11 protein-coding genes are annotated in these 13,245 nt (G+C 66.5%); 6 read left to right on the top strand and 5 right to left on the bottom strand.

The features are described 5' to 3' along the window. Positions 1-817: 817 nt before the first annotated feature. A complete protein-coding gene (locus ACWPXK_RS17355) occupies positions 818-2,296 on the top strand; it encodes a metallophosphoesterase (protein WP_454197171.1) in 1,479 nt (492 codons plus the stop codon). Here the strand turns inward: ACWPXK_RS17355 and ACWPXK_RS17350 are convergent. The 5 genes from ACWPXK_RS17350 to ACWPXK_RS17330 form a co-directional block, all read right to left on the bottom strand. Further along, the gene (locus ACWPXK_RS17350) at positions 2,211-3,479 is read right to left on the bottom strand and encodes a glycosyltransferase 87 family protein (RefSeq protein ID WP_454197170.1); all 1,269 of its coding nucleotides are present in this window, start codon (positions 3,477-3,479) and stop codon (positions 2,211-2,213) included. The two genes, ACWPXK_RS17355 and ACWPXK_RS17350, sit on opposite strands and share 86 nt — an antisense overlap. Positions 3,480-3,839: 360 nt before the next feature. Next, on the bottom strand, positions 3,840-5,522 hold the full coding sequence (locus tag ACWPXK_RS17345) for an esterase-like activity of phytase family protein (protein ID WP_454197169.1): 1,683 nt from the start codon (positions 5,520-5,522) through the stop codon (positions 3,840-3,842). Positions 5,523-5,798: 276 nt separating this feature from the next. Further along, complete coding sequence (locus ACWPXK_RS17340) at positions 5,799-6,563, bottom strand: TetR/AcrR family transcriptional regulator (protein WP_454197168.1); 765 nt, start codon at positions 6,561-6,563, stop codon at positions 5,799-5,801. Further along, on the bottom strand, positions 6,560-7,054 hold the full coding sequence (locus ACWPXK_RS17335) for a nuclear transport factor 2 family protein (RefSeq protein WP_454197167.1): 495 nt from the start codon (positions 7,052-7,054) through the stop codon (positions 6,560-6,562). The genes ACWPXK_RS17340 and ACWPXK_RS17335 overlap by 4 nt, the downstream gene beginning before the upstream one ends. Positions 7,055-7,132: 78 nt before the next feature. Further along, on the bottom strand, positions 7,133-8,863 hold the full coding sequence (locus tag ACWPXK_RS17330) for an aldehyde dehydrogenase family protein (RefSeq protein ID WP_454197166.1): 1,731 nt from the start codon (positions 8,861-8,863) through the stop codon (positions 7,133-7,135). 132 nt (positions 8,864-8,995) lie between these two features. Between ACWPXK_RS17330 and ACWPXK_RS17325 the strand changes: the two genes are divergently transcribed. The 5 genes from ACWPXK_RS17325 (at position 8,996) to ACWPXK_RS17305 (ending at position 13,162) form a co-directional block, all read left to right on the top strand. After that, positions 8,996-10,132 (top strand): PucR family transcriptional regulator, encoded by a 1,137-nt coding sequence (locus ACWPXK_RS17325; protein WP_454197165.1) that lies wholly within the window; start codon positions 8,996-8,998, stop codon positions 10,130-10,132. Between the two features lie 365 nt (positions 10,133-10,497). After that, a complete protein-coding gene (locus tag ACWPXK_RS17320) occupies positions 10,498-11,451 on the top strand; it encodes a fatty acid desaturase (RefSeq protein WP_454197164.1) in 954 nt (317 codons plus the stop codon). A 303-nt stretch (positions 11,452-11,754) separates the two neighbouring features. Continuing rightward, positions 11,755-12,054, top strand: coding sequence for a DUF6506 family protein (locus ACWPXK_RS17315; protein ID WP_454197163.1), 300 nt, complete (start codon positions 11,755-11,757; stop codon positions 12,052-12,054). Between the two features lie 200 nt (positions 12,055-12,254). After that, positions 12,255-12,581, top strand: coding sequence for a hypothetical protein (locus tag ACWPXK_RS17310; protein ID WP_454197162.1), 327 nt, complete (start codon positions 12,255-12,257; stop codon positions 12,579-12,581). Next, positions 12,581-13,162, top strand: coding sequence for a carboxymuconolactone decarboxylase family protein (locus ACWPXK_RS17305; protein WP_454197161.1), 582 nt, complete (start codon positions 12,581-12,583; stop codon positions 13,160-13,162). The genes ACWPXK_RS17310 and ACWPXK_RS17305 overlap by 1 nt, the downstream gene beginning before the upstream one ends. Positions 13,163-13,245: the final 83 nt, after the last annotated feature.

The following is a 13,245-nucleotide window of genomic DNA, read 5'->3' as shown; positions in this document are numbered from 1 at the left end:
CTCGCCGGAGGTTGGATCTGCCGGTCACGGAGGTTGGCTGTGGGCAGTGACTCTTCGCGACTCGGTCACGCGCTGCTTCCGTCTCGTCATCACGTGACCGACCGCGGTGTCGCGGGGTCTCGATATCCTCGATGCGATAAGAGAGGGGTAGACCTGCAGATCGCGAGATCGTTGCGGAATTCTGCTGGCCGACCCCGAGGGCAGCTTGCGGAACGTGCGATCGTTGCGACCGAGCGTCCACAGGCTGTCGACCTTCCGGCAATATTTTATTTGATTTCAGCTTGGTCACAGTTTATGCACGATCAGTTAACTATGCATAGAGCCGGCACGGAAATGGCCAAAGAAAACCGCAGGTGCATCACCGTTTCGCCGCCTATCCAGGGAGTTTGCTAGATCTATGTGATACACATCACATCGCATGTAACAATGGCGGCCGGTTGACGCATCTACCGCAGGAGAAGTACATCGCTCATCTGGCGGGAATTCTTAGCAGAGGAAACAGCCCGACGCCGAGGCACTGCGCAGCCGATCGACGAGCGCACAGCCGCACCGGCAGGAAGACCCCGGTTCCCCGCAGGACCTGCTCGTCGCACCTTCGGATGGCGACTCGACCGAAGTGAAGTCCGAGCGGACGTCCGGCGAGGTCAGCCGTCTGATCGCCTGCTTCGTGCACTGAGGCCGACACAGGCAGAAGCCTATTCAGGAAACCGGCGGCAAACCGACCGGCACAGCTCAACCGTTGTTCACGAGCTCGCACAGTTGACTCCATAATGTCGAGTCCGTCGATGCATCGGCGAGACCAACGTCAGGGGTTGCGATGGGCCACCACGAGCCTTCCCGCAGGACCATACTCACCGCGCTCACCGCAGTCGCCACGCTTCCCGTAGGCGGACTCGCCTTGCTTGCGCCCCAGTCTCTTTCGATCACAGCCCGGGATCTGGAACTCATCACGGTGAGCGATCAGTCGGTGGCGGTCAGCTGGACGACCGCCGCGGCTGACCCGATCGGGCGTTGGCGGCCGGTCGCAGCGGACACCGAACTCGCACTCGGACCGGCGGATTCGCGTAAGCCACTGCCGGTCGTGCACTCCGACACCACGCCCACCGCCTTCCACTACGTCGAAGTCACCGGGCTCGAACCCGGCAGGCGCTACCGGTTGGAGGCCCGCTCGCGAGGCATGCGGGCAGTCTCCGGTTCGGCGATGCGCTGGTGGAACGACGAGCAGAAACACGAATTCCATACCCTCACACCGCCGCCGGGGCGGCTGTTGCGCACTATCGCGCTGGCCAACGATTTGCACTTCGGTGAGGAGGTGAGCGGCCAGATCGTGGCCGCGTTGCCTACCGGAGTGCGGCAGGAGCCCGGGATGGCCCCGTATCCAGCGATGATGCTGGAAGCGCTGTTGAGCGACGTACGCGAGCCGGATCGCAACGTCGACCACTTGGTGCTGGCAGGCGATCTCACCAGCGGCGGCAGGCCGAGCGAATCTCGCCATCTGCGACGTCGGCTCGACAAGTGGGGCGAGCTGGGCAGAGACCTGTTGGTGTGCCGCGGAAATCACGACCGGCCGCGCGTCGGCGCGGACTGGCAGTCGGGTCTGCGACTGCCGGGGACCGCGCACCACGACTGCTGGGGCTCGCATTTTCTGCCTCGACAGCGATTGTTCAGCTACAACCTGGACGGGCTGCGGGTGATCGGACTCGACACCACCGATCTCGACGGCTCCGGCGGCCGGATCGACCCGGAGCAGATGTCTCGCCTGCGCAGCGTGCTACGCGACGAGCCCGACCAGCCGACATTGGTTTTCGGCCACCATCCGGTGACCCGAGAGTCGGCGTTGAGCAACCTCGGCGGCCCGGGCTTCGTGCTCAACCGGCACGACGCGGCCACCGTGCACCGGCTCTACGGGCGCTCCCCTGGAGTGTTCCTGCACCACAGCGGGCACACTCACCGCAATCGACGTACGCGCCCGGACATCTCCATCCCGGTGGAGTTCTTGGAGGTGGCATCGATCAAGGAATACCCTGCCGGTTACTCGCTCCTGCGGCTGTACGAGGGCGGATACATGGTCACCTTCCAGACCACCCGCACAGCCGCCGCCCGCCGCTGGAGCGCCCGCACCCGCACCCAGCTGTTCGGGCTGCAATCACGCTACAGCCTGGGATCACTCGCCGACCGAAACCATGTGGTGTACCGCGATCTGTCCGGAATCAAGCAGATACGTCAGCCACGCAAGGCAGCCTTTGCGGATCATCAATACCGGCACGCTCGACCGCACGACACCGCCCCGCGCTGACAAGCGTAGCCGCGGGTCGAGTTCGGCACAGCCGCACAACAGACCACACGGTCGCGCACACCAGCAGGCCGTTGCGCACTGTCAAAACCATTACTCCTGGCCAACTTCCGGTGGCCACCCGGTCGTAGACGAACGGGAATTCCACCTGGCTCACAAGCGCCGTCGCCAGCACCAGCATCAGCACAGGTCGCTGTGTGGTGTGCCGGTCCAGCGCGCAGACCGAGGCCACCGCCACCGCCCACACCAGGTATTGCGGGCTGAGTACCCGGCTGGTCAGCAAAGCCAGTAGCACCGCGGCCAACGCGAGATCCGCTGCCGGGGGCCGCGCCCGCCACCAGATGATCAGCAGCACCGCACCACCGATGACCGTGGCCGCCACGCACCCTCGGGCCATCGCGGACACCCACGGCCCAGACAGTTCCTCGGCCCCGTAGCGATGCACGATGCTCCAGCCGCCGTCCAACAGCCGGAGCATCAACAGCGGTGTGGCAGCGGCAGATTCGATCTGCAACCCACGCTCGGACTGAAACTGCAGGAACGACCACGCGCCTGGGCCCAACCCCGTCAGTCCCGCGGCCGCCAGCGCGCCGACGCCGGCCGCTGCGGCGCTCATCCGCCACAGTGCCGGCCAGCGCAGCCCCAGCACAACCACCACCGGCCACACTTTCAGCAACGCCCCGGCAGCAACGGCCGCGCCGGCGGCCGCCGGACGTCGCGTCGCCCACAGCAACGCTACGACCGCGGTCGCCGCCACGATCAGATCGAATCGGCCGTAACAGACGCGGCCGAGCAATGCCACCCCGACCACCCACACCCACGGCCCCGTCCGGGCTGCCTCCCTGCCGTCACGCCGCGCGGCCCGGATCAACAAACACAGCACGGCCGCGTCCGCCGCGGCAACCAACGCGAAGAACCACCAGTTGTACCCGTGCCCGCCGCCGAACAGCCAGGGCACCACCAGCAATGCTCCCGCTCCGGGCGGGTACTGCCACCGCTCGTCATACAGCGGGAAGACACTCTGGTACACGATCACCTCGGCCCATCCCCGGTACAGAGTCAAATCCGCGGCCGAGGCATCCCAAATGCTGTGCGGCAGCACCGTCACACCGGTGAACACCACCATCAGCGTCCGAGTAACGCCCCACACCAACCACAACCTCGACACCGACGACAGTCCGCGCACAAGGCCGCAGCCTAACCATCGCGGCACACGTCCCCAACCCGAGATGCAAATACCGTCGAGCGGGTACCTACGACACTGCCGTGGCCATTCGGACAGTCCCACAGCTGGCGTCGTGTCTTTGAACGTCGACGCGGTAACTGGCGGGTTGATCGTCGGCCACCGCTGGAGCAGGGCGCGGAAATGCCTGTGCGACAAGAGGCGACCCAGAACATTCGATCCGGCGTGATGTCCATGCCCATGGAATTCCCAGTGCTGATGGCGAATCACCGGCGCCGGCATCGTGTGCCCGTCGGATTCTCCAGCAGGACATCGACTCTGGAGCAGGCAGTGCCGCGGCACGACTCGGCGCCTAGTTGCTGGTCAGCCGACCTTGATCGAGACGGTGGCGGTCTGGGTTCGGGCCGGCAGTTTGGTGGTGTCGACCACTAGGAACTCGCCGGTATCCGGCCGCCCATTCGCCAGCGTCTTCGGCTCGAGTGTGAAGGGCGGTGTCTCCGAGGCGATGCCGGCCAGGCCGAAATCGCTGTCATTGGCGATTACGAGCGTGGTTCCACCGTCCGGGGTGGCCAGGCCCTCGATCTTGTCGTGTCCGAAGAATTCGCCCTTGTCGTTGAACCCGATCAACAGACCGCCCAGGTCCAGTTTCGGTGTCTTGGCCGCGACGGTGATACCAAGGGTCTTCAGTTTGTCGATGGCCTCGGTGTCGGTGGTAACCCCGATCGCCGTCTCGATCGGCTTGCCGTCCACCTGCAGCCCACCGGCGTCCGCCCGGTACGTGCTGCCCGGCACGGTGGCGCCGGGCCCCACATCTGTGGCGCCGGAGATGTCGGCGACGTAAATCCTCTTATCGCCACCGGGTTGCAGTTCGCCGTCGCGCTCGTCGATCAGGAACGCGGTGTTGCTGAGCGCGGTGATCTCGGATATCGCGACCTTGGTCTTCTGCGGATCGGCGAGCGGGTAGAGGTATTCTTCGACGGCCTTGGACGCCAAGTTGATAGTGACAATCCGGGTGAGCGGTACCGATTTCGCGGAGCCCTCGAGCCCTGGTGTCTTCAGAGCCGACTGCATGATGCCGACGAGTGTGGAACCGTCGGGCGTGATGGTGAGACCCTCCATACCTTGATTCGCGCTGCGCAGCGACAGTTCGCGCGGCAGTGAGCCGTTGAACGGCGACAGCCGTTCCAGCTCTTTGCCGTTGGCGTCGAAGTGCACGATGAAGGGCCCGTACTCGTCGGACACCCAGAAGGTGCCGTCGGACAGCGCGACCAGTCCCTCGGTATCCAGGCCGCGGTCGGAGGGGGGCAGCGGCTTGCCGTCGATGGTGACAAGGTTTTCGCCGGTTTGTGCCTCGGGGTTCACCAAGCCGACCAATGGTTGTCCATCGGGGCCCGACAAGGTGATCGTCTTGCCCGGTATCGCAGTGCCGTCGCTGAGCCGGAACACCCTGATCTGCGGGTGGAAGTCGGGAACCGGCAAGACCTTTTCGTTGTCGGTGCGGCCGGCGACATTCGGTCCGCGGTCGGTGAGGCCGTAGACTTCGTCGGCCTTGCCGGGGACGAGGGCGATGGCCGAGCCGTTGGCGCTGCTCTGAATCTCCACACCGCCAACAGTGGCGATCGGCGGGGTGTCGACGGCGTAGATTTTCACCGCATCCGTGGTGGTCACCCGCAGCTGTTCGGTACCGGAGAAGCCCTTGTGCGGGGTGTAGACGATGCTACCGCCCGGACCGTAGCTGATCTTTCCGTGTGAGGGCTGGGCGAACGCCACGGGCGTGGCTCCGCCGGTGGCCGCCAGGAGTTGTCCCGGCATGAGGGTGAGCGCTTGGTCGACGCCTGTGCTGAGCTGTCCCGCCGCGGTCGACGAGACACGCGACCCTGTCGAGCACGACGGCACAGCCGTCACGATTACCACGATCCCCGCCGTTACCAGGACCATCCGGCGGCCGATCATGAGGCGCGAGCGTAGGAGTCGTAGGTGACCGCCGCATGTCTGCATGATCAACGTGGACATCAACGCCGCCACCTTCTTCCGCTCGTCGAACATGAACCCGCCGGGCCCGCACCTGCGCCAGCACGCCGCCGTACGAGGCCCTGATCCGCACCGAACCGACTCACACAGCCGGGACCGATGACGCCGTCATCCCCGTGGCCCGCCGCGTGGGTCCCTCGCGATATTAGTGGTCGACTGACGTCACCGACTTGGCACGTAAATGATTCGGCGGAGACGGCCCGGGCTGGAGTCATCCCATACTGCCGCCGTCGCAGATAGCGGATGTAGCCAGAGGTTCCGTTCTCGGCGTATGGCGACCGATGTCACCGGCTACATCGACTGGATCGCGGACATCCGAGCTCCACAATGGACCGCCGCGCCGAGCTCCTGGGCATCGCCGGTGACGAGCGGACGGACGCCACTCGTCGATGCGAATCCCATTCGCAGCCACCACAATCCGGTCCGACTCACAGACCGTGATCGAGGGGTGCCAGCTGTCGGCTGAGTCTGAGGACGCTGTCGACCGTCCTGGGGTCGGTGCTGCCGCGGAAGGCGGGGACCGGGTGGACGTCGGGTCCGATCAGCAGGCCGGTCTGGTCGTCCAGAGAGGCCACACAGCAGGCGGCGCACATCGTCCGCTTCGATGTCACCCCGGATGGCATCGGACCGACGGGCGCGGCTCAGCAGCTCCGCGACGGCCCGGTCGAGCTCGGCCTTCATCGCCGAGGTCCGCGCGTCGGCATCGCTGGCGGACTCGAGCACGGCCGCGAATCCGGCGTCCTCCAACGCGCGTCCGAGCGCGAACCGGAGCAAACGGTGCAGACCTGCGAGCGCATCCTCGTCGGCCGCGGCAGCCTGCGCTTGGTCGACCAGCTCTTGAAAGCGCTCCACCAACAGCGCCTCCCACAACGCGTGACGGTTGGGGAAATGCCGGTACACGGTTCCCACGCCCACTCCGGCGAGCCGGGCGATGGTGTTCAGCTGGAGCGAGTCGTCACCGCCGGCCAGCTGCTCGCGGGCAACCTGCAACACCCGGGCGCGATTTCGTGCGGCGTCCGCCCGCACCACTGGCTCCCGCTCGGCTCTCGGTGTCACGGCCCCAGCATAATCGGCCGCCTGCCAGGGCTGGCTGACAAAATCCGAGGGGTGGGCCGCCGCGCAGCCCACCCCTCGGCATATCTCTCGCTGTACGAGGGGATTACGGGGCGGCCGCCAGCGCTGCTTGCATCGCGACTCCATCGACATAAGAGTGCTTCGCTTTGACCGCACCATCCTCGACCAGAACATAGTCCGCAAGATCGACACGGAACGGATTGCCGGTCGCGGGAGGTCCCGGTCAGCTCCCACTGCACGACCCAGAAGTCCTCTCCGACACGCAGCGAGACCAGGTGGAACGTCAGGTCGGGAACGAGAGCCAACAGCGCCGCCGCCGTCTCCCGGATAGCCGCCCTACCGTGCGCGGGTTCCTGACCCGAGTGGAGGTGGAGCAGGGAGTCTGCGGTGTGGAGTTCGGCGATTCGGTCGGGGTCACGGTCCGCCCAGCACGCATGGTAGCGCTCGAACAGTTCGCGGGTGTCAGTGGTCATGGTGTGTAACTCCGATCTATTCATCCAGCAGTCGGTCGGTAGGAAATCTGGGCCTTCGACGGGCGTCGAGTGGTTCCGTCAAGCGCGGAACGCGGACGCGACGATGCCTGGTAGTCGCAGCCAGCTCGGCCGGCCGGCATAGTCGGTCAGCTTCCGGGAAGTCCTGGCCCCGCTCTTGGCGGTGACGAACCATGATGGCTTCGGCGACAACGCGAACTCCCCGTGGGCGATCGAGCGCGGGAACGGTCTGAACGGTCCGCTGAGCACGGCACGCTCGGTGCCATCGACCAAGTAAGCGTTGTGGACTACACCGATACCGCTGCCGACCGCGTCGAGGGTGTGCCCCGGGTACGCGCCCCACGGCAGGCCGGGAACCAGGAATCCCAAGGCGCTCCAGACATTGATGCCGATGGTCCCGTACCGGAGGTCCGCGATCGCCTCGTCGAAATCGGAACCCATCGCCGCGCGGTCGGCGGGCGCGACGATGAGGCTCGCGCCCAGGGTGCCGTCGAGCCGATCGTTCGCGAAAGCCACTGCAGCACGCAGGAACTCGATGCCGAGGCCGGGCAGGGCCGCATGCCCCAGAATCGGGGCGAAGTACTCGGTGGTGAACAACTCCTGGGACGTGGACTCGTCGACCTCGACGAGTAGGCGCCCGGAATGGTTTTCGGCGGCCGGGTAGGCACGCTCGGCCAGCCCGATCTTGCGGTCACTGCCGGGATACCACGGAGCGCGGGCCGGAAGTTCATCGAGAACCGTGCGGAGCATGTCGAGGAATTCCGCACGCTGATCCCAGTCGCTGCTGAGAATCAGGGCCTGGCCGGCGATGCAGTTATGGCCGGCGTTGTGCAGCCGCTGGGTCGCGACGTGCTCGGCTTGGAAGCGAAGATCGGCCTTCGACCACCGACCCGGTACCACGATAATCGGTGACACGCCGCCGAGTTCGCTGGTGATCTCCTTGTCCAGGAGCGGCGTGCCCGCGGCCCGCCGGGCCTGCCCGTCTGCCCCGACGCCCCAGACGATCGCGTCGTGCGTGACACCGCTGCCGGTGATGTGCACGTGCATGATGTCGGGGTGGTGAGCGAGGTAACCGCCGACCGCGGCGCCGCCGTTGACGATGCGCAGGGCCCCGAACTCGACGAGCGGCGCGAAGGCATCCTGCAACACGGGCAGCAGCGTCGCGAAAGTCGGGTTGAGCTTGAGAATGCTGACCCGGTTGTGGGCTATCAGTTCGTACAGCACATCCAGCGGTGCGATGGAGCTGATGTTCCCGGCACCAAGGACCAAGCCCACTCCCGCTTTCTCGCCAACGTGCTTCGCGCCCAGCCCGGCCGTTGCGCGCACCTGCTCGGCGGTAACGCCCGGCGGCATCCAGATCTCGGCCGAAAAGCCGTGCAGCAACATGAATTCCCGGAGATCGGCTGGTAGGACCTTCAGCGTGGTCCGGCCTCCCGGTGCCGTGCCTGTCGCTCGCCCAGCAACCGGCGACGTACCGGCGGCGACTGCGTCGAGCGTTCGGGCGATCGCGGCGACATTCGCCAAGGCGACGTATGGGCCGGACATCCATTCCTCGCCTTCCCATACCCCGGCCGGCATGTGCTTGGCCGCCACGGCCGTGCGCACCCACCGTTCGGAGTGTGCGCGGATCGAGCTATGGGTGCGCGCGAACAGATCGGCGCGGTCGGCGATTTCGAGTCGCGCCCACCGCGCGGCACCGGCCTGCAATTCGGCGACGGCGTAATCCAGCGCAGCGATCTCTCCATCGCCCAAGACGTCGTCGAGGTGGGACTGGTGCGGGGCTGTGGTCACGGCGTACTCCGTCCATGCACGATCAGGAGAACTCAGTCTCGCCGGGTGCCATCGGTCGTGACAACGGGCGTAGGCACCCACTTCAGCCAGCCCCGTTGTGCCTGTGCACAACGAGGATTACCGTTGGCTGCTGTGACCCAGGACACGCAGAATCCATCGCTCCGCCTCCTCAGCGAGCTGCGCGGAGATTTGGATGCGATCTCCGAGCTCGTGACCGCCAGGATCGAGCACGATGAGCAGGCCTACGGTGACGCGGCGCTCGGCCACGACGAGTTGTCGACCCTGGTGGCCGACAACATCTCCACATTGCTGGACGCGATCGCCAACATTCCCTACTCACTCGAACCGGCCCGCCGAACCGGGCGCCTCAAGGCCGAGCGGGGCATACCGCTGGACAGCCTGCTGCACGCCTTCCGGGTGGCCGGACTGGCGATCTGGGAAGTCACCGTCGAACGCGCTCAGCGCGACGATCGCCCGGGGCTCCTCCAGCTGTCCACGCTCGTGTGGGCCACCGTCGACGAATTCTCCATCGCCGCCGCCGACGCCTACCGGCGCACCGCCGCCACCGCAGACCAAGGATCGAATCGACAACTGCTGCGGGCCCTGCTCGATCCTGACTTCCCCGCCACGCAGCGCGAGGGCCTGCGCAGCCGGATGGGCCTGCCTGCGGGGGCCACTTTCGTCGTCCTGGTCGGCCATGCCCGCGTCGCCGCGGCGGGGGTGACAACCGTCGAGACTCTGCTTGCCGACGACCGCGTAACCCTGGCCGCCGCGGTCTCCCCGGCCGCGCTCGACCGCGCCCTACGCGCTGCAACCACACGAGCCGGTGCCAGCCGGCCGTTCACCGACCTCCGATCTGCGCCTGCCGCACTCGAACAGGCGCGCCTCGCCCTTCAATGTCTGACGCCGACGGAGGCCAGGGTCCACACCTACGGCTCGTCGCCGGTGCGTGTGCTGCTCGCGGCCGACCCGGGCCTGACCGCCGACGTCCTCTCCGATGCATTCGCAGCATTCGACCCACTCGACCCCGACGACGCCGGCGCGCTCGTGCAGACCGCGCTGGCTTGGTACGAACTCGGTGGCTCCACGTCGGCCGTCGGCAAACACCTTCACCTGCATCGCAATACGGTGTTGCATCGTCTCAAGCGGATCGAGCGACTCACCGGCAAGGCGTTCGCCGTACCGGCCGACGCCGCACTGCTGTATCTGGCGCTCCAAGCGCGGCTGCTACATTCCGCCCCGGAATCCGGAGCAAAGAAGAATAGGTAGCCAGCAGGAACATTCGTAGAAGGCGTCGATGCAGGCTCGAGCGCAGGACCGTCCGGCCTCGGGGATGGCGTGAGGTTTCAGCGATGCCAAGGATTTTCCGCCGCTGCGATTATCGGCTCGGTCAGCGCGAAGAGTCGGAAGACATAGCGATGCGGACCGTGTCCCTGGATCGGCGCGGAACCCGGTAGCCGCGATCCCATCCCGAGCGCAGGACCCGTACGCCCGGTGCGGGATCGCCGGCGCGAGGCAGGCTATCGGCGCGTCTACACTGTTTCGTTGCACGGACGTAAGGGTTGCGACAGCCCGCGTAGGGGTGTTCGTGGGGCAACTCGTGCACGCTCGGCTTCGGGAGGAAGACCGGAGCAGTGACCGAGGGCGAGATGACCGAACGGCGCAGTGGCAACGCTGTCCGCGCGCAGCGCCGCGACGACATGCGGCGGATCGGATCGTGGTTGACCGCCGTGGCGGTCGTGCTCAATCTCCTCCAGCTCTTCGCGCTACCGCTTCTGCTGTTGCCCCGCGACCCCGCGTGGGGTTGGGCACTGCTGCCGTCGGCGCTGCTGACGACGACGTTCTGGTCGGTGATTCACGAGGCCGTCCACGGAAATCTGCACCATCGGCGCTCGCTCAACGACCGGCACGGACGCGTGCTCGCCGTGCTGTACGGCTCGCCGTTCGCGTTGCTCAAAACCGGGCACCTGCTGCACCACCGCTACAGCCGGACCCGGGAGCGGGCCGAGGTCTACGACCTGGCGACGTCCAGCTGGGCGAAGGCCGCGCCCGGGTATTATCTGAGGCTCTTCGGCGGACTGTATCTGCTCGAGGTCGCGGCGGTCGTGCTGGCGGCGCTGCCCGCCGGGGCGGTGCGCCGGTTCGGCCGTGCGGCGGACGGGCCGGACACGGTGGCGGGGCCGCTGCTCGAACGCGTCGCACAGGTCGAGGTGTTCCGGCAGTTCCGCATCGACGCGGCCGCGATCACGGTGCTCCACGGCGCGGCGTTTGTCGCCTACGGCAGTCACTGGTGGATGTTGCTGGCGGCGCTGGCCGGGCGCGGCGTAATCGTCTCGCTGTCGGACAACGCGTACCACTACGGCACCGATCTCGACGAGCCGCTCGAGGCGCTGAACCTGAAACTGCCCGCGTCACTGGAGATCCTGGCACTGAGCTTCAACCTGCACGGCATGCACCATCGGCGCCCGGGACTGCGCTGGTACGAACTTCGGCCCGCCTTCGACGCCGAGGGCGGCCGGTACCACTCCGGCTGGTTCCGTGCGGTGGCTCGCCAGATTCGCGGTCCGATCGGGATCACCGATCGCTGAGCCGACCGGCAAGGCGCGACGACGTGAGCGATCGGGCGGGTCTGCCAACTACCACTGGCCTGACGAAATGCACACGTGCACGATGTTCCGGCCTGCCGGTTCCGGCTCCCCGATCGAGTCACGGGATGCGTTCGGGTCGGCGACCTCGACGATGAGTTTGTCGTCCACCGGGGGGCTTCCGAGCTGGTGGATGTGGCGTGAGGGAGGCGCGGATCACACACCGGTGCACCCTCCAATCCTGGACGTTCTCGCCCCAGATCTGTTTGGCTGGTGGCTTCCACGGTCTCAGGGAGGTTCACACGCATGGCGCTCATGCACTGGGGATTCATCTACACAGCGGCCGGCAGCGCCGCGGGCGGCGATGTCAGCGTCGTGGACACCGGTAAGTGCCGCACTGTCCTCGTGGGGGTGGAGAAGCCCGAGGAAGGCATCGAGGTCGCGCGCCGCCTGGTGGGCGAGGGTGTGCAACTGATCGAGCTGTGCGGAGGGTTCGGGCCCGTTTGGGCCGGGCGCGTCATCGAGGCAATCGACGGTGCGGTGCCCGTGGGCACGGTTGGCTACGGGCCTGAAGCAGTCGACCAGGTGCACGCTATCTTCTCCTGACCGTATACCGCAGGCAGGTTGCGTCTGTGTGAGATTGATTGTGACGCAGGACTTTTCGGCGTGCCGAGCGTTCTATCTCGACGGCGAGTTCTGCGCCGGTGAACAGTTCGTGGGCGATCATGTCGTCACCGGGCGATAGCGTGCGCCTATCGTTATGCACATGAGGGCGAATAGCTGAACCGGAGGAGAGTCGAGCCGCCGTGCCATATGAGGACAAGAAGCAAGCAGCGCATCGTGCTCTGGTGGACCGCGTCCTGAACGGAAAAGGCAGGGCATCTGCGGACCAGCGCGCCCGCGCATTCCGCAACGCAGATGTGCCCCCGCCCTTGCACGCACTGATCGACAAGGTCGCCACGAGACCAACACGGGTCATCGACGCGGACTTCGCCGCAGCCAAGGCCGCGGGCTTCAGCGAGGATCAGCTGTTCGAGCTGGTGGTATCCGCTGCGGTCGGCCAGTCCGCCAGGCTGTACGAGGCGGGACGGGCAGCCTTGGCCGAGGCGACCGGTAGCGACGAGGCCAGATAATGCGACTCGACATCCTCAACCACGGTTATCGCCCCGGCACCAAGGTGCTGTTCACACTCATCCGGGTGTTCTCCGGGCATCCGGTACCGGACGCCGCCAAGCTGGTCTTCTACCGGCCCGACTTCTACGGCGCCCGGGCGAAGACGTTCACCCACGAGGCGATGCGGGGACCCTCCGCCTGGTCGGTAGCCGATCGAGAGCTGATGGCGGCCTTCGTGTCCAAGGTCAACGAATGCACATTCTGCATCGGCGCGCACACCGCGACCGCGGGGCAGGCATACCAGAACGAGGCGAAGGTTCGAGCGGTGCTGACCGACCTGGAATCGGCCCCCATCGAAGAGGGCCTGCGGGCAACGCTGCGGATGCTCGGCAAGCTGACCCGGGAAGCAACCGTGGCCGCCGAGGACATGCGGGAAGTGCTGTCCGCAGGTGTCACGCGCCAGCAGGTCGAGGACGCGCTGGCGGTGTGCGCCGCATTCAACACCACCAACCGGCTCGCCGACGCCTTCGACTTCGAACAGCTCAGCCCCGCCGGCTTCGAGGCAGGAGCCAAGTACCTGCTCGAACGGGGCTACCGATAGGACTGCAGCTCTACCGTCGGACACGCCGCCGCGCGCGGTTCGGCCTGCCGCCCGCTACCGGCCATAGCCGGCAAGAGTGAGCG

The sequence above is a fragment of the Nocardia sp. Marseille-Q1738 genome, from assembly GCF_965283145.1.
Note: the sequence above shows the minus strand (reverse complement) of the source record. Positions and strands in the feature narration are given on the sequence as shown.

Coding starts and splice junctions, on each gene's coding strand:
- ACWPXK_RS17335 (WP_454197167.1), bottom strand. CDS start 7,054: ATGACCACTGACACCCGCGAACTGTTCGAGCGCTACCATGCGTGCTGG.
- ACWPXK_RS17345 (WP_454197169.1), bottom strand. CDS start 5,522: ATGTTCGACGAGCGGAAGAAGGTGGCGGCGTTGATGTCCACGTTGATC.
- ACWPXK_RS17355 (WP_454197171.1), top strand. CDS start 818: ATGGGCCACCACGAGCCTTCCCGCAGGACCATACTCACCGCGCTCACC.
- ACWPXK_RS17315 (WP_454197163.1), top strand. CDS start 11,755: ATGGCGCTCATGCACTGGGGATTCATCTACACAGCGGCCGGCAGCGCC.
- ACWPXK_RS17305 (WP_454197161.1), top strand. CDS start 12,581: ATGCGACTCGACATCCTCAACCACGGTTATCGCCCCGGCACCAAGGTG.